The following is a 15544-nucleotide window of genomic DNA, read 5'->3' as shown; positions in this document are numbered from 1 at the left end:
ATAAGGGAGATGGCGATGACCTATGAAACGATTTTGGTGGAACAGCGCGACGCGGTGACGCTGATCACGCTCAACCGACCGCAAGCGCTGAATGCGCTCAATGGTCAGGTGCTGAGCGACCTGAGCGCGGCCTTTGCCGCCTATGATGCCGACCCGACCCAGCATTGCGCGGTCCTGACGGGCAGCGAAAAGGCGTTTGCAGCGGGCGCGGACATCAAGGAGATGGTCGACAAGGAGGGGGCGGACTTCTTCTTGCAGGATTTCTTTTCCGGCTGGCAGACCGGGGTTGTCGCGACGCGCAAGCCGTGGATTGCGGCGGTGGCCGGGTTCGCGCTGGGCGGCGGGTGCGAACTGGCGATGATGGCGGACTTCATCATCGCGGCCGACACCGCGAAATTCGGCCAGCCGGAAATCAAGCTTGGCGTCGCGCCGGGCATGGGCGGATCGCAGCGGCTGACCCGCGCGGTGGGCAAGGCCAAGGCGATGGAAATGTGCCTGACTGGGCGGATGATGGGCGCGGAGGAAGCCGAACGTTCGGGGCTGGTGAGCCGGATCGTGGCTGCCGCTGATCTGCTCGACGATGCGCTCAAGACTGCCGCCGCTATTGCCGCCATGCCGCCGATGGCCGCGATGGTGAATAAGGAAATGGTCAATATCGCGTTCGAGACGGGCCTGGCCCAGGGACTGCTGACCGAGCGGCGCATGTTCCAGATATTGACTGCGACGCAGGACAAGAAGGAAGGCATGACTGCCTTTGTCGAGAAGCGGCCGGGCGTCTGGAAAGGGCGCTGAGCGGCAATTTTCTGCTATTCCCGCCCGGGCGGGAATAGCCGGATTCTTGTCTATTTTCCCGCCATGGGCTGAGAAATTCTCATAGGTTCATGGAGGGGTTTTCCGGCATATTCGTTTCACAAGGAAACTGAACAACAAATATGGAGAGGCGTGGCGCTTTGCGCTGCCCTGAACGGCTCATAATATGCAGGGAGCCTCGCCATGTCCGTTCATTATCCCGTCCGCTTTTCCACTCGTGCGCTGTTGCTGGCATGCGCTGCCGGTGCCCTGGTTCCTGCGGCTCATGCGCAGGAACCGGTCGCCGATGATGAGAGCAGCATCACCGTCACGGGTCGCCGTATCTCCCAATCGTCGGAGGCGATTGGCGAGGATAAGGTAAGCAATGTCGTCGCGGTCACGCGCGCGGCGTTGCTGTCGGCACCGGCGGGCGTTTCGGGCCTGAAGATGTTGGAGCAACTACCGGGCTTCAACGTGCAGACCGATGGCGCACTGGGCCTCTACGAATTTGGCAACAGCGTGCAGACCCGCGCTTTCAACCTGGACCAGATCGGTTTCGTGGTCGATGGCATCCCGACCGGGCGCAGCGACGCCTTTGGCGGCAGCCCGGTGTTCCGCTATGTCGACAATGAAAATCTGGGCGTGGTGGAAGCATCCGTCGGCGCAGGCGAAGTCAGCCTGCCCAGCTATTCTACGCTGGGTCCGGTGGTGCAATATAACAGCATCGCGCCGCAGGAAGAGATGGGCCTGTTCGTGTCGCAATCCTTCGGCGATTTCGACATGAAGCGTACCTTCATTCGCGCCAGCACGGGGCAGGTCGGCCCGTTCCGTGCCTATGTCAGCCGCACCAAGCTGGACACAGACCTGTGGCGCGGCGCGGGATCGGTGGATCGGGAACATTGGGAAGCCATGGTTCATGCCGATCTGGGCGGCGACAGTTGGGCGCGGTTCAAGTTCGTGTCGAACAAGTTTTTCGATTATGATTCGCCATCGCTGGGCCGCGCGCAATATTATTCGTCTACGCCCGACCTGGGCGGCAAAACCGGGCGGGATCGCGGATATATCGAGGTTGTGCCCAATACGACACAGGGCTTCGAGCCGGTCGCTGGCGGTCCGGCCTACTCCAGCGGCAGCTATACCTACACCTACAACCTTGCCCTCAATGTGCGCGATGACAAACTGTATGGCGGTACAATCCATGCCGGTATCGCCGACGGTATGTGGGCGGAAGCCACGGCCTATTATGAGGACAAGGCGGGCTATGGCGTTTCGCCCGACAGCTACAGCAACAGCCGGACTCAATATTTGCGGCAGGTGGCTGCGGGCCTGCCGGTCAATGCGCCCAAGGGGACGCAATATGGCCTGTCGACTGTGGGCGGCGAACGCTATGGCCTGACCGCTAAATTGCATTGGGAACTGGGTGCCCACACCATCGAAACAGGGATATGGGCCGAAGTCGATAATTATGACCGCACCCAGGCGCGGTTCAACACGATCGACGGTTCGCCTGCCAGCGCGCCCAATCTGGATGATCTGGTCTATCTGCGCCGCGACTATGCGACCGAACGGAACACGACGCAGGCGTTCATCAGGGATAGGGTCGCGCTGATGGATGACAGCCTGATCTTCGACCTGGGGGTCAAGGCGCTGCATATCGACTACCGCCAGACCGGCTATCGCGACTTCAATGACTATTATCGCAATGCGGGGACATCGGCAGCGCCGATCTGGGTCGCCGGCTGGGGTCCGCAGACCAACAATGCCAGCTATGGCGACGGCTTCCTGCCGATGGCAGGCATACTCTACAAGATCGACAACCAGACGCAGCTTTTCGCATCCTATGCCGAAAATATGGCGCTGCCCAAGGGGATGGACGACATTTTCTCGGTATCGCTGAACAGCAGCGCGGCCTTGGTTCCCGCGCCAGCGCCCGAACGGTCGAAAAATTTTGAGGCGGGCATTCGCACCAACCAGGGGCAATTTTATGCGTCGCTGGCGGGATATTACACCAAGTTCAAAAATCGCATCCAGTCGATCAGCGCCATCTTGCCGGGCACGACCAATGTGACCGAAACATTTTTCCAGAATGTCGGCCGGGTGACGGCCTATGGCGCGGAATTCAGCGGGACGTTCAAGCCGACTGCACTGAACGGCCTGGCCTATTTCAACCTGAACGCCACCTATAATATCGCCAAGTTCAAGGATGATATCGTCACCGCGACAACCACCATCGCTACAGACGGAAAATATATCCCCGACAGCGCGAAATGGGTGGTCAATGGCGGAGTCACCATCGAGCCGGCGAGCTGGCTGGTCGGGAATTTTTCCGGCAAATATACCAGCAGCCGCTTTTCGACATTCGACAATACGCCAGGATCAAGCGTGCCGGGCTTCACCATCTTCAGTGCCTATGTCGATATTGGCGATGGATTTTCACTGGGACCGATCAAGAGCATGAAGGCGCGGTTCAACGTCGACAATATTTTCGACAAGGATGTGCTGTCCTTCATGTTCACGTCAGTGACGGGCGACGGCTTCTTCCGGCCGCAGTCGCCGCGCACCTTCCAGTTCACCATTTCGGGCGAAATCTGATGCGGGCTGGTGTGATGTTGGGAGCGGCGCTGATCGCGCTGCTCTCCGGTCCGGCGTCGGCGCAGGCGGTGTCGAAGAAGGTGGTGCAATTGCACCAGAAATTACTGACACTCGACAGTCACCTGGATACGCCCGCCTCGCTCGATCTGCCCGGCTGGTCGATCGACGAGGAACATGGGGTCCATCTGGATTATACCCAGGTCGATCTGCCGCGGATGAAGAAGGGCGGGCTGGATGGCGGTTTCTGGGCGATCTATACGAGCCAAGGACCGCTGACGGTCGAGGGGTTCCGCAAGGCGCGCGATTTCGCGTTGCTGCGCGGGGTGTCGATCCGCGAGATGGTGGCGGCGGACCCGGCCAATTTCGCGCTGGCGACAGAAGCGAAGGATGCAGCCCCGATCGCAGCGGCGGGCAAGCGGGTCGTCTATATGTCGATCGAAAATGCCTATCCGCTGGGCGAGGATGTGTCGCTGCTCCAGAGTTTCTACGACATGGGGGTGCGGGTCGTGGGCTTTGCCCATTTCGCGCATAACCAGTTCGCCGACAGTTCGACCGACCCGTCCAAAAAGCCGCGTTTTGGCGGCCTCAGTCCACTGGGCAAGCAATTGCTGCAAGAGATGAACCGGATGGGCGTGGTGCCCGATGCGTCGCACAGTAGCGATCAGGTGCTGGACGATCTGCTGGCGTTGTCCACGACCCCGGTGCTGCTGACCCATTCGGGGTGCAAGGCGGTCTATGACCATCCACGCAATATCGATGACGCGCATCTCAAAGCCTTGGCGGCCAAGGGCGGGGTGATCCAGATGAACGCTTTTGGCGCCTATCTGAAGGCCAGCAAGCCCAACCCTGAACGGCAGAAGGCGATGATGGCGCTGTTCGGCGAAATGCGCGAGGGCACCAAGCTGACCGCGGAGAAGCGTACGGAATTGCTGGCGAAGCGGCAGGAGATTGACCGGCTCCATCCCGATACCGACCGGGCGACCTTTGACGACTTCATGGCGCATATGCTGCATGCGCTGAAGGTCGTGGGGCCGGACCATGTCGGGATCGGCGCGGACTGGGATGGCGGCGGCGGCGTGGTCGGCATGGAGGATGTGCTGGACTTGCCCAGGATCACCGATGCGCTGCTGAAGGCTGGCTATAGCGAGGCGGATGTCGCGAAAATCTGGTCGGGCAATGTGCTGCGCGTGCTGGCGGCGGCGGAGGCGGGCAAGGGGAAATAGTTCTTTTCCGTCATCCCGGCGTTCGCCGGGATGACGGTGTAGGTTATTTCCCCTCCAGCATCTCGATCATCAGCGAGAAGTCGCGACCGGCTTCGCCCTGATTGGCGAGCAGCTGGTAGAGGGACTCCGCCGCATTGCCCATCGGCACCGACGCGCCGACCAGGGCGGCGGCTTCGGTGGCCAGCTTCAAATCCTTGAGCATCAGGCCCACGGCGAAGCCGCCCTGATAGCCATTGTCCGAAGGGCTTTGCGGGCCGACGCCGGGGACGGGGCAATAGCTGGTCATCGACCAGCTCTGGCCGGATGAGACGCTGCTAATGTCGTAGAAGGTCTGGGGATCGAGGCCCAGCTTCTTGGCCATGGCGAAGCTTTCGCAGGTGGCGACCATGGTGGCGCCCAGCAGCATATTATTGCAGATTTTGGCGGCCTGACCATTGCCCGCGCCGCCCGCATGGATCACCGCCTTGCCCATGGCGGACAGGATCGGCTTTGCCTTGGCAAAGGCCGCATCGGTGCCGCCGACCATGAAGGTCAGCGTGCCGCCATTGGCCGCAGCGATGCCGCCGGAGACGGGGGCATCGACCATGTCGAAGCCGCGATCCGTGGCTGCTTCGATCACCCGGCGGGCGGTAGCGACGTCGATGGTCGAGCAATCGAGGAACAAGGCGCCGGGGTTGGCCGCACCATAGACTTGGCTGGCATAGACGCTTTCGACATGCTTGCCAGCAGGCAACATGGTGACGACTGCGTCGGCTCCGGTGGCAGCGTCCGCAGCGCTGCCGGCGCGGGTGGCGCCATGGGCTTCCGCCCTGGCCAGCGCCTCTTCCGACAGGTCGAAGGCGCGGACGGCATAGCCGTTTTTAACCAGGTTGGCGGCCATGCCGCCGCCCATATTGCCAAGGCCGATGAAGGCGATCGTCTGGGTCATGATGGCATTCCTCCTGCTTAACTTCGCATATTTCCCGGTAAAACGGACATATTCTTGCGCGGCCCTGATCCTATCGGAAAGTGGCGGCATTGGCAGGCACGGTGCGTCGGGACCATAGCAAGCGCCTGCCATGTAGGACAGATCAGGTCGCGACAGCGGGCAGCGGCGTCCATTGCTTGTCGGCGGGCAGCGAGGCGAAGATGGCGTCGATCATCGCGTCGCTCACTTCCTCCAGCGTGGCCGGGTTCCATTGCGGTGCATTATCCTTGTCGAAGATCACGGCGCGGACGCCCTCGACAAAATCGGGGCGGCGGATGATGGCGCAGGCAAGGCCATATTCCATCGCCATATTGGCGGCGAAATCGGGCTGGGCCGCGCCCTCGATCAACTGGCGCAGCGCGACCTTGATCGTCTGGGGCGATTTGGTGGCGAGGGTGGCGCGTTGCTTGGCGGCCCATTCGCCACCGTCCGCTTCGAGCGCGGCGACGATCTCCTCCGCCTTGTCAGAGGCGAAGAGGCGGTCGATGTCAGAGCGGGCGGCGTCGAGTTTCGAGGACGGGGGCGTTTGCGTGGCGGCGTCAAGGATCGCGGCGAGACTGGCGGGATCGGCCAGGATTCGCGCCTTGACGTCCTCCAGCGTGTCCGACGGCATATAGTGCGTGGCGATGCCGATGGCGGCGCAATCCGCCCCGTCGATCCGCGCGCCGGTGGCGGCAAGCCATGCGCCGACCCGGCCCGGCAGGCGGGGCAAGAACCAGCTGCCGCCGACATCGGGGAACAGGCCGATGCCGGTTTCGGGCATGGCGAAGGTCGTCCGCTCGGTCGCGACGCGATAACGGGCGGGGAGCGAGATGCCCACGCCGCCGCCCATGACGATGCCGTCGATGAAGGCGACGATCGGCTTGTCATAGACGAACAGCAGATGGTTCATGCGATATTCGAGATGGAAGAAGCGTTCGGCCTCGACGCAGTCGGCCTTCGCGCTGTTGGCGATGAGAGCAATGTCGCCGCCCGCGCAGAAGCCGCGCCCTTCGCTGTGATCGATCATGACGACGGTTACGCTATCGTCGCTGCGCCAGTCGAGCAGCGCAGCGTTGATCGCGTCGCACATTTCGGGCGTCAGGGCGTGGATCGCCTTGGGCCGGTTCAGGCGGATGCGGCCGATACCATTTTCGATGAAGGTCAGGACTTGGTCGGTCATGTCTCTCTCCTGCCTCTCCCCGGCGGGGAGAGGATACGAATCCTTGGCGCGGTACGCGCCTAGGCGAAGTTGGAGAGGGGGCCGCGCAGGCATGTCCCCCTCTCCCAGCTACGACTAGGCAGCACGCTGCCAAGTCTTCGCAACCCTCTCCCCCGCGGGGAGAGGGGGTTAATCCCGCAACATATCCCGCGCGATGATCATTCGCATGACCTGGTTGGTGCCTTCCAGTATCGAATGGACGCGCAGGTCGCGCCAGAAGCGTTCGATGGGATAGTCCATCAGATAACCGTAGCCGCCATGGAGTTGCAGCGCGCGGTCCACCACCGACGATCCGGTGTCGGTGGCGAAGCGCTTGGCCATGGCGGCGAAGCGGGTCTTGTCGGGGGCATTGTCGCTTACCTTGACGGCTGCGGCGTAAAGCAGCGTGCGGGCTGCCTCCAGCTCGGTCTGCATGTCGGCAAGCGTGAATTGCGTGTTCTGGAAGTCGGCGATCGATTGGCCGAACTGCTTGCGGTCCCTGGTATATTGGACGGCCTCGTCGATGCAGCGCTGCGCGCCGCCCAGCGAGCAGGCGCCGATATTGAGGCGGCCGCCGTCCAGGCCCGCCATGGCGATGGCGAAGCCCTGACCCTCCACGCCGACGAGGTTTTCGACGGGCACACGGACGCCGTCGAAATTGACCTGCGCGGTGGGCTGGCTGTGCCAGCCAAGCTTGCGTTCCTGCGCGCCGAAGCTGACGCCCGGCATATCCTTGTCGATGACGAGACAGCTGATGCCCTTTGGCCCGTCCTGTCCGGTGCGGACCATGACGACATAGACTTCATTCTCGCCGCCGCCGGAGATGAATTGCTTGGAGCCGGTGACGACATAATGGTCGCCGTCCCGCACTGCCTTGGTCTTGAGGCTGGCGGCGTCGGAGCCTGCGCCTGCCTCGGTCAGGCAATAGCTGGCGATGCGGGTCATGGGGATGAGGTCGGGGAGATAGGCGTCCCTGACCGCCTGCCCGCCGAACGTGTCGATCATCCACGCGGCCATATTGTGGATGGAGATGAAGGCGCTGGTCGAGGGGCAGCCATAGGCCATGGCTTCCATGATCAGCGCGGATTCAAGTCGGCCAAGACCGATGCCGCCGGACGCTTCGGAGACATAGATGCCGCCAAAGCCAAGCTCCGCCGCCGCGCGGATCGTGTCGCGGGGAAAGATATGCTTTTCGTCCCACTCCGCCGCATGGGGCGTGATCGCGTCGGCGGTGAAGCGGCGGGCGAGATCCTGGATTTCACGCTGGTCGTCGGTCAGGTCGAACTGATTGGTCATTGCCTTACCCTAAATTGCCGTCATGCCGGACTTGATCCGGCATCCAGAGCGTCATGGGTCGCGTCTGGAACCCTGGATCCTGACTTTCGTCAGGATGACGATGATTGGCTTGATTCGTCATCTGGAGCATCGCAGCATTGCCCCATGGATCGTCAACCTGTCGTTTATATCATGGCCAGTGATCGCAACGGGACACTTTATATCGGCGTCACGCCCAACCTGATGGCGCGCATCTATCAGCATCGCACGAAAGCCATGGACGGTTTTACGGCGCGATATGATGTGAGCCGGTTGGTCTGGTTCGAGATGTGCGACACCATGGAAGTGGCCATTGTTCGAGAGAAACAGTTGAAGAACTGGAAGCGGAAATGGAAGCTCGATCTTATTGAGGCTGACAATCCCCGCTGGCGCGATCTTGCTGAGGATCTGGGATTCGATCCTCTTCCTCCGTCATGCCGGACTTGATCCGGCACCCAGGGCGGCAGGCGCTGTGCCTTGATGCTCTGGATCCTGACTTTCGTCAGGATGACGAGGGGAGAGGTGATGCCGCTCCCCCCATCCCTTTACCCCATGGTCGGAATGACGAAGGCGCTGTCGGCCGACGCGCCGCCGTCGGGCCAGCGTTGGGTGACCGTTTTCACCTTGGTCCAGAATTTCACACCTTCCATGCCATGCTGGTTGGTGTCGCCAAAGGCGGAGCGTTTCCAGCCGCCGAACGTGTGATAGGCGACCGGGACCGGGATCGGCACGTTGATGCCGACCATGCCGACGTCGACGCGGGCGGCGAATTCGCGGGCGGCGTGGCCGTTGCGGGTGAACAGGGCGACGCCATTGCCATATTGATGCTTGCTGGGCAGCGATACCGCTTCCTCGAAACTGTCGGCGCGGACCATCTGGAGGACGGGGCCGAAAATCTCTTCCTTATAGGCGCTCATGTCGGTGGTGACATGGTCGAACAAAGTGGGGCCGACGAAGAAGCCTTCCTCATGCCCTTGCAGTTTGAAGCCGCGACCATCGACGACCAGCTCCGCGCCTTCGTCCACACCGGTCTGGATCCAGTTTTCGATCTTCTGCTTGTGCGCGGCGGTGACGACCGGACCATAATGGGCTTCGGCATCGGTGGAGACGCCGACGCGCAGTGCCTCGATCGCCGGGATCAGCTTTTCGCGCAAGGCAATGGCGGTCTTTTCACCCACGGGGACGACGACGGGGAGCGCCATGCAGCGTTCGCCAGCCGAGCCGAAGGCCGCGCCCGACAGGTCGTTCACTACCTGATCGAGATCGGCGTCGGGCATGACGATGCCATGATTCTTCGCGCCGCCCATCGCCTGGACGCGCTTTCCGGCAGCGACGCCGCGATTATAGACATAGTGCGCGATGTCGGAGGAGCCGACGAAGCTGACGCCCTTGATATCCGGGTGGTCGAGGATGGCGTCGACCATTTCCTTGTCGCCCTGCACGACCTGCAAAATGCCTTCGGGCAGGCCGGCTTCGAGGAAGAGTTCGGCCAGGCGCACGGGCACCGAGGGATCACGCTCGGAGGGCTTCAAGATGAAGGCGTTGCCGGTCGCGATGGCGACGCCCGACATCCAGAGCGGGATCATGCCGGGGAAGTTGAACGGGGTGATGCCCGCGCCGATGCCGATCGGCTGGCGGAAGCTGTAGACGTCGATGCCCGGACCCGCGCCCTGGGTATATTCGCCCTTCAAGACATGGGGGATGCCGCAGCAAAATTCGATGACTTCCAGACCGCGCTGAATGTCGCCCTTTGAATCCGCGATCACCTTGCCATGTTCGGAGCTGAGCAGATGCGCCAGCTCGTTCATATTGGCTTCGACCAGCGCCTTGAAATTGAACATGACGCGGGCACGACGCTGCGGATTGACGGCGGCCCAGCCGGGCTGCGCCTTCTTGGCGGCCGCGACGGCGAGGTCGAGCAGGGCAGCATCGCCCAGCGCGACGCGGGCCTGCACCCCGCCATTGTTGGGATCGAACACGTCGCTGTAGCGCGTGGGGGGCGTGTCGTGGACGAAGGCGAGCTTGTGCGAAATCTCACGCATGGGGAGGCATCCTCTCGGTTGGTTGGTGCCTTTTAGGCGCCTTGCGTTATTGCAAGCAATGGCGAAGTCTTGCATAGGCAGGCTGCAAATTTGCAGGCGGTGGCGGCGATGTTCGACTGGGATGATCTGAGGGTATTTCTGGCGGTGGCGCGGGCGCGCAAGGTGGCACCGGCGGCGCGCGCGCTGGGGATCGACGCGACCACCATCGCCCGGCGGCTGGCGCGGCTGGAAAAGGCGCTGGACGCTGAATTGTTCGAGCTGGGGGCAGGCGAGCGGACGCTGACGGCGCGGGGGCAGGAATTGCTGGGCCATGCCGAAGCGGCGGAAAGTGCGGCGCTGGCGGCGATCGAGGATGCGCAGGGGCAGGAACATCGGCTGGCGGGGCAGGTGCGGCTGTCAGTGGCGGAGGGATTTGGCACTTGGGTGCTGGCACCGGGCATGGGCGATTTCAACCGGCGGCATCCGGGCATCAGGCTGGACCTGATCACGGCGTCGGGCTTCCTCAATCCGTCCAAGCGCGAGGCGGACATGGCGGTGATGCTGGCGCGGCCGCAACGCGGGCGGCTGATGGTGCGGCGGCTGGGGGATTATCGGCTGCATCTTTACGCATCGCCCGACTATCTGGCGCGGGCGGGGCGGCCGGAACGGGCGGCGCAGCTGCGGGACCATGTGCTGATCGGCTATGTGCCCGAATTCATCTTCTCGCCCGAACTGGATTATCTGGACGAGGTGGAGGCGGGGCTGGAGGCGACGCTGCGGTCGACCAGCATCATCATGCAGCAGCGGATGATCGCGGAGGGCGCGGGAATCGGCGTGTTGCCGGACTTTATCGGGCGGCGCGACGCTGCCCTGGTGCCGCTGATGCCCGATCAGGTGGAGATAACGCGCAGCTTCTGGCTGGTGATGCATGGCGACCTGCGCAAGCTGGCGCGGATCGCGGCTGTGGCGCAATGGCTGCAAGAACGCATCGAAACGCTAAAGCCAATCGACGGCACGGCTCCGGCTCGTTAAGGGAGTCGGGATGGATAGAGAGCGGTCGCATTTCGCCTATGCAGCATAAGCCCAAGCGGAGCCGCGCAATCGCTTTGCCGCGCGGGGAATTTCGCGCCCGCGCCACCGAATATCTCGATTTTCTGGCGGCCTGGGTGCAGAAGCCGCGCCAGACCGCGTCGGTCGTGCCCAGCAGCCGCTATCTGGCGCGGCTGATGGTGGCGCAGATCGACCCTGCCGATGGCCGGGTGCTGGAACTGGGCGGGGGCACCGGCGTGTTTACCCGCGCGATATTGGGCACGGGCCTGCCGCCCGAAAAGCTGGAGGTGGTGGAAATCAACCCGGCCTTTGCGCGCGGGTTGCGGCGGCATTTTCCCCATGTGTCGGTGCTGGAAACCCCCGCGCAGATCGTATCGACGGCGGCGGCGGGGGAACCCGGCAGTTACCAGACGGTGGTGAGCGGCCTGCCATTGCTGGCGATGGATCGCCATGTGCATCTCGATATATTGTCCGAATCCTTCCGCATGTTGCAGCCCGGCGGCAGCTTCGTGCAGTTCACCTATTCGATGCGCCCGCCGGTCAGTCGCGAGGTGATCGATGCGCTGGAGCTGGACGTGGTGCGGGTGGGGCAGACGGTGCGCAACTTTCCGCCCGCGACTGTTTTCCGTTTCACGCGGCGCGGCGAATAGGTTGCGTTTGGCAATCTGCCTCTTATCTTTGCCGCAACGCAAAAGGGGCAGAGCCATCCATGGCATCCATTATCGAGATTTCCGGCCTGACCAAACGCTATGCGTCGGGGTTCGAGGCGCTCAAGGGCGTTGACCTGACCATCGAGGAAGGCGAGATTTTCGCGCTGCTGGGGCCAAACGGCGCTGGCAAGACAACGATGATCTCCATCATCTGCGGCATAGCGCGGGCGACCGGCGGCAGCGTGAAGGTGGCGGGACATGACATTGTCGGCGACTATCGCGGTGCGCGGGACGCGATCGGGCTGGTACCGCAGGAATTGTCCACCGACCAGTTTGAGCGGGTGATCGACACGGTGACGTTCAGCCGAGGGCTGTTCGGCAAGCCGCGCAATCCCGCGCATATCGAGAAAGTGCTGCGCGACCTGTCGCTGTGGGACAAGCGCAACGCCAAGATATTGGAACTGTCGGGCGGGATGAAGCGCCGGGTGATGATCGCCAAGGCGCTGAGCCATGAGCCGCGCGTGCTGTTTCTGGACGAGCCGACCGCGGGCGTGGACGTGGAGTTGCGCCGCGATATGTGGAAGCTGATTGGCGAACTACGGGAAACCGGCGTCACCATCATCCTGACCACCCATTATATCGAGGAGGCCGAGGAAATGGCCGACCGGGTGGGGGTGATCAACCGGGGCGAGCTGATGCTGGTCGAGGACAAGGCCGCGTTGATGAAGAAGCTGGGCAAGAAAACGCTGACCGTGGTGCTGGCCGAGCGGCTGGCGGCGGTGCCGGCGGAACTGGCGGAATGGGACGTGACGCTGAAGGGGGATGGCCAGGAGATCGAATATATTTTCGACACCCAGGCGGAGCGGACCGGCGTGTCGTCATTGTTGCGGCGGCTGGGGGACCTTGGCATCGGTTACAAGGATCTGAACACGGCGCAGAGCAGCCTGGAGGATATTTTCGTGGAGTTGGTGCATCAGGAGAAAGTGGCATGAGCCTGTCCAACCTGCGCGCCATCGCCGCCATCTACAAGTTCGAGCTGCACCGCTTCCGGCGCACCCTGCTGACCGGGCTGCTGGTGCCGGTGATCACGACCACGCTCTATTTCGTGGTGTTCGGCGGGGCGATCGGGTCGCGGATGACGGAGGTGGATGGCATCCCCTATGCCGCCTTCATCGTGCCGGGGCTGATCATGATGGCGATGTTCACCGAAAGCATCTTCAACGCCAGTTTCGGCATTTACATGCCCAAATTCACCGGCACCATCTACGAATTGCTGTCGGCACCCGTGTCCGCGACCGAGACGATCATCGCCTATGTGGGGGCGGCGGCGACCAAGTCGCTGATTATCGGAACGATCATCTTCGTGACCGCGCACCTGTTCGTCGATGTGCCGGTCGCACACCCGTTCGCGATGGCCGGGTTCATGATCCTGATCGCGATCAGTTTCTGCCTGTTCGGCTTCATCCTTGGCATATGGGCGCAGAGTTTCGAGCAGTTGCAGGTTATCCCGATGCTGCTGATCATGCCGATGACGTTTCTGGGCGGCGCCTTCTATTCGGTGCAGATGCTGGCCGAACCGTGGCGCACCATCACCCTGTTCAACCCGATCGTCTATCTGATTTCTGGCTTTCGCTGGACATTCTTTGGCAAGGGCGACGTTGCCATTGAATTCAGCCTGATTTTCGTCGCGGGGATGCTGACGGTGTGTCTGGCGATTATCGGCTGGATGTTCAGGACCGGCTATCGGCTGAAGAAGTGAGATTTCCGTCATCCTGACGAAAGTCAGGATTCATTGGCTCTCGGTTGGTATGACAATGCTACCGTTGAGAGAATGGATGCTGAACCAAGTTCAGCATGACGAGGTTGGGATGATGACGCAGGCCCGCCAATCAGGCGGCGGCGCTCTCCGGCGCGACGGCGAACAGGGTGACGTTCCGATATTTGTCGTCATTCTGGTCGTAGAGGCCGTGCATCGCCTCGAACGGTTCGTCCAATACCTTGAGGTCGGACAGGCCCACCAGCTTGAAGGTGCCGAGCTTCAGTTCGCGCGGGGGCTTGCCGTCGCGGTCCACGGTCACGGCGTCGATGAACAATTCATCATGGCGCGTGTAGAGAATGTGCGGGGCCAGGGTGACGACCATCTTGTTATAGGTCACCATCAGGCACTTCTGGAGCGCGATCGCTTCAAAAATCTCGGTCGGGGCTTGCATAGTGATCGACATCTGACCGATTTGGCTGATTCGATCAATTGCTTTGTGCGCTGCACCATTTTTCCATCATGCAATTGGGTCAGCCGCGTACCAGCCCCAGCCGTTCACGCAGGCTCCAGCGGGTGACCAGCAGGACCGCGACCGATCCCAATCCGGCGGCCAGACCCAGCCAGATGCCAAGGCCAGCCATTCGTAGCGGAAAGGCGAGGATCGTGCCGACGCCGATGCCCACGACCCAATAGCCGATCATCGCGAAGATCATCGGCACCCTGGTATCCTGCACCCCGCGCAATACGCCCGCGCCCACGGCCTGCGCGGCGTCCACCAGCTGGAACAAGGCCGCGACGGCGAGGAAGCTGACAGCGAGCTGGACAGTGCGCGCGTTGGCGGGATCGTTCAGGTCGAGGAAGGCGGAGACGAGCGTGCGTGGCAGGAGAATGAGGGCGAGGGCGGCGCAGCAGGCAAAACCGGTGCCGATCAGCAAGGCCAGCCAGCCCGCACGCCCGACCCCTGCGCGATCATGCCTGCCATAGGCTAGCCCGACACGGATGGTGGCGGCCTGACCGATGCCCATGGGGACCATGAACACCAGGGCGGCGATCTGGATCGCAACGGCATGGGCGGCGAGCGAATCGCGGTCGATCAGGCCCATCAGCAGGGCCGACGCATTGAACACGGTGGTTTCAAAGCCCAAGGTGATGGCGATCGGCAGGCCGAGCGCCCAGACCTGGGCGTGGCGTTCGCGGTCGCGCGACCAGAAGCGACCGACCAGTCGGTAACGGCGAAAGCGGCGGTCGATCAGGATGACGGCGAGCAGCCCAAGGAAGAGGAAGCAGGAAGAGGCCGTGCTGGCCAGCCCGGCTCCGAACAGGCCAAGTCGGGGGAAACCCAGATGGCCGAAGATGAGCGCCCAGCCCGCAAGGACATTGAACGGGATGGCGGCGAGCATGATGAGCAAGCCCCAGACCGGCCGTTCCAGCGCGGCGATGAAGGTGCGCAGCGTCGTGAAGCCCAGGAAGGGGAGCAGCGCCCATTGCAGGCCGCGCATCAACTGGCCCGCGCCATGGGCCAGATCCGCGTCCTGCCCCATCGCCAGCAGGATCGCCTCGCTCTGCCAAAGAATTGCCCAGGCGGGGATGACGAAGAGAGTGGCGGCGCGCAGCGTCTGGTGAACGGTGCGGCGGACATCGCGCACCGAATGGCGGCGACGGCCGCGCTCACTGGCGATGAGGGGAGAGGCTGCGGTGACCAGTCCCATGCCGAACAGGAGCAGCGCATGGAACAGGTTGATGCCGAGCGCACCGGCAGCCACCGCCTCCGCCCCCAGACGACCGAGCAGCAACAGATCGGTCGCGGCGATCGCCGACCAGGCGATATTGCCCGCGATCATCGGCAGCGCGAGGGCGACAAGGGCGGTGGCTTCGATGCGCCAGGGGGAGGGGTGGGTCAGTGCCATGTTTCCACGCGGGGAGAATATATCCTCCGTTCGGGCTGAGCTTGTCGAAGCCTTGTCCTTCTTCGCGGAAGAAAGGACGGCCCCCTTCGACT

At 62.7% G+C, this 15544-nt stretch carries 14 protein-coding genes; 8 read left to right on the top strand and 6 right to left on the bottom strand.

From position 1 onward, the window contains the following. Positions 1 to 15 precede the first annotated feature (15 nt). From EBBID32_RS18580 to EBBID32_RS18570, 3 genes are all read left to right on the top strand, one after another. Complete coding sequence (locus tag EBBID32_RS18580; RefSeq protein WP_006963581.1) at positions 16 to 792, top strand: enoyl-CoA hydratase-related protein; 777 nt, start codon at positions 16 to 18, stop codon at positions 790 to 792. 201 nt (positions 793 to 993) lie between these two features. Continuing rightward, a complete protein-coding gene (locus EBBID32_RS18575; protein ID WP_006963579.1) occupies positions 994 to 3381 on the top strand; it encodes a TonB-dependent receptor in 2388 nt (795 codons plus the stop codon). Then, a complete protein-coding gene (locus EBBID32_RS18570) occupies positions 3381 to 4604 on the top strand; it encodes a dipeptidase (protein WP_037491824.1) in 1224 nt (407 codons plus the stop codon). The genes EBBID32_RS18575 and EBBID32_RS18570 overlap by 1 nt, the downstream gene beginning before the upstream one ends. 43 nt (positions 4605 to 4647) lie before the next feature. Here EBBID32_RS18570 and mmsB read toward each other — a convergent pair whose 3' ends face one another. The 3 genes from mmsB to EBBID32_RS18555 form a co-directional block, all read right to left on the bottom strand. Then, positions 4648 to 5622: a 3-hydroxyisobutyrate dehydrogenase gene (gene mmsB / locus EBBID32_RS18565; RefSeq protein WP_156022618.1), complete on the bottom strand. Its 975-nt coding sequence runs from the start codon at positions 5620 to 5622 to the stop codon at positions 4648 to 4650. 52 nt (positions 5623 to 5674) lie between these two features. Continuing rightward, positions 5675 to 6733: an enoyl-CoA hydratase/isomerase family protein gene (locus EBBID32_RS18560; protein ID WP_006963574.1), complete on the bottom strand. Its 1059-nt coding sequence runs from the start codon at positions 6731 to 6733 to the stop codon at positions 5675 to 5677. Positions 6734 to 6901: 168 nt separating this feature from the next. Then, positions 6902 to 8047 (bottom strand): acyl-CoA dehydrogenase family protein, encoded by a 1146-nt coding sequence (locus EBBID32_RS18555; protein ID WP_006963573.1) that lies wholly within the window; start codon positions 8045 to 8047, stop codon positions 6902 to 6904. 144 nt (positions 8048 to 8191) lie between these two features. Between EBBID32_RS18555 and EBBID32_RS18550 the strand changes: the two genes are divergently transcribed. Continuing rightward, positions 8192 to 8512, top strand: coding sequence for a GIY-YIG nuclease family protein (locus EBBID32_RS18550; RefSeq protein WP_006963572.1), 321 nt, complete (start codon positions 8192 to 8194; stop codon positions 8510 to 8512). Positions 8513 to 8610: 98 nt separating this feature from the next. Here the strand turns inward: EBBID32_RS18550 and EBBID32_RS18545 are convergent, their stop codons facing one another. Further along, positions 8611 to 10107: a CoA-acylating methylmalonate-semialdehyde dehydrogenase gene (locus EBBID32_RS18545; RefSeq protein ID WP_006963571.1), complete on the bottom strand. Its 1497-nt coding sequence runs from the start codon at positions 10105 to 10107 to the stop codon at positions 8611 to 8613. 108 nt (positions 10108 to 10215) lie between these two features. On the opposite strand from EBBID32_RS18545, the gene EBBID32_RS18540 reads away from it, so the two are divergent. Genes EBBID32_RS18540 through EBBID32_RS18525 form a run of 4 tightly spaced genes read left to right on the top strand, consistent with a single transcriptional unit; the run spans position 10216 to position 13545 of the window. After that, the gene (locus EBBID32_RS18540) at positions 10216 to 11118 is read left to right on the top strand and encodes a LysR family transcriptional regulator (protein ID WP_037491833.1); all 903 of its coding nucleotides are present in this window, start codon (positions 10216 to 10218) and stop codon (positions 11116 to 11118) included. 38 nt (positions 11119 to 11156) lie between these two features. Then, positions 11157 to 11786 carry a class I SAM-dependent methyltransferase gene (locus EBBID32_RS18535; protein WP_006963566.1) on the top strand — a complete coding sequence of 210 codons (630 nt, stop codon included), beginning with the start codon at positions 11157 to 11159 and terminating at the stop codon, positions 11784 to 11786. A gap of 59 nt (positions 11787 to 11845) precedes the next feature. Further along, positions 11846 to 12778, top strand: a complete 933-nt coding sequence (locus tag EBBID32_RS18530; RefSeq protein ID WP_006963564.1) for an ABC transporter ATP-binding protein — start codon at positions 11846 to 11848, stop codon at positions 12776 to 12778. Beyond that, positions 12775 to 13545 (top strand): ABC transporter permease, encoded by a 771-nt coding sequence (locus tag EBBID32_RS18525; RefSeq protein ID WP_006963562.1) that lies wholly within the window; start codon positions 12775 to 12777, stop codon positions 13543 to 13545. The genes EBBID32_RS18530 and EBBID32_RS18525 overlap by 4 nt, the downstream gene beginning before the upstream one ends. Before the next feature lie 130 nt (positions 13546 to 13675). Here EBBID32_RS18525 and EBBID32_RS18520 read toward each other — a convergent pair whose 3' ends face one another. Continuing rightward, positions 13676 to 13996, bottom strand: a complete 321-nt coding sequence (locus tag EBBID32_RS18520; RefSeq protein WP_006963561.1) for a hypothetical protein — start codon at positions 13994 to 13996, stop codon at positions 13676 to 13678. 79 nt (positions 13997 to 14075) lie between these two features. Continuing rightward, the gene (locus tag EBBID32_RS18515) at positions 14076 to 15452 is read right to left on the bottom strand and encodes an MATE family efflux transporter (RefSeq protein ID WP_006963560.1); all 1377 of its coding nucleotides are present in this window, start codon (positions 15450 to 15452) and stop codon (positions 14076 to 14078) included. Between the last annotated feature and the right edge of the window lie 92 nt (positions 15453 to 15544).

It is taken from the genome of Sphingobium indicum BiD32 (assembly GCF_000382885.1).
Taxonomy (GTDB): Bacteria; Pseudomonadota; Alphaproteobacteria; order Sphingomonadales; family Sphingomonadaceae; genus Sphingobium; species Sphingobium japonicum_C.
Note: the sequence above shows the minus strand (reverse complement) of the source record. Positions and strands in the feature narration are given on the sequence as shown.

Excerpts from the sequence above, each read along its gene's own strand:
- EBBID32_RS18580 (WP_006963581.1), top strand. The coding sequence starts at position 16 with ATGACCTATGAAACGATTTTGGTGGAACAGCGCGACGCGGTGACGCTG.
- EBBID32_RS18575 (WP_006963579.1), top strand. The coding sequence starts at position 994 with ATGTCCGTTCATTATCCCGTCCGCTTTTCCACTCGTGCGCTGTTGCTG.
- EBBID32_RS18570 (WP_037491824.1), top strand. The coding sequence starts at position 3,381 with ATGCGGGCTGGTGTGATGTTGGGAGCGGCGCTGATCGCGCTGCTCTCC.
- mmsB (WP_156022618.1), bottom strand. The coding sequence starts at position 5,622 with ATGCCGCCACTTTCCGATAGGATCAGGGCCGCGCAAGAATATGTCCGT.
- EBBID32_RS18560 (WP_006963574.1), bottom strand. The coding sequence starts at position 6,733 with ATGACCGACCAAGTCCTGACCTTCATCGAAAATGGTATCGGCCGCATC.
- EBBID32_RS18555 (WP_006963573.1), bottom strand. The coding sequence starts at position 8,047 with ATGACCAATCAGTTCGACCTGACCGACGACCAGCGTGAAATCCAGGAT.
- EBBID32_RS18550 (WP_006963572.1), top strand. The coding sequence starts at position 8,192 with ATGGATCGTCAACCTGTCGTTTATATCATGGCCAGTGATCGCAACGGG.
- EBBID32_RS18545 (WP_006963571.1), bottom strand. The coding sequence starts at position 10,107 with ATGCGTGAGATTTCGCACAAGCTCGCCTTCGTCCACGACACGCCCCCC.
- EBBID32_RS18540 (WP_037491833.1), top strand. The coding sequence starts at position 10,216 with ATGTTCGACTGGGATGATCTGAGGGTATTTCTGGCGGTGGCGCGGGCG.
- EBBID32_RS18535 (WP_006963566.1), top strand. The coding sequence starts at position 11,157 with ATGCAGCATAAGCCCAAGCGGAGCCGCGCAATCGCTTTGCCGCGCGGG.
- EBBID32_RS18530 (WP_006963564.1), top strand. The coding sequence starts at position 11,846 with ATGGCATCCATTATCGAGATTTCCGGCCTGACCAAACGCTATGCGTCG.
- EBBID32_RS18525 (WP_006963562.1), top strand. The coding sequence starts at position 12,775 with ATGAGCCTGTCCAACCTGCGCGCCATCGCCGCCATCTACAAGTTCGAG.
- EBBID32_RS18520 (WP_006963561.1), bottom strand. The coding sequence starts at position 13,996 with ATGCAAGCCCCGACCGAGATTTTTGAAGCGATCGCGCTCCAGAAGTGC.
- EBBID32_RS18515 (WP_006963560.1), bottom strand. The coding sequence starts at position 15,452 with ATGGCACTGACCCACCCCTCCCCCTGGCGCATCGAAGCCACCGCCCTT.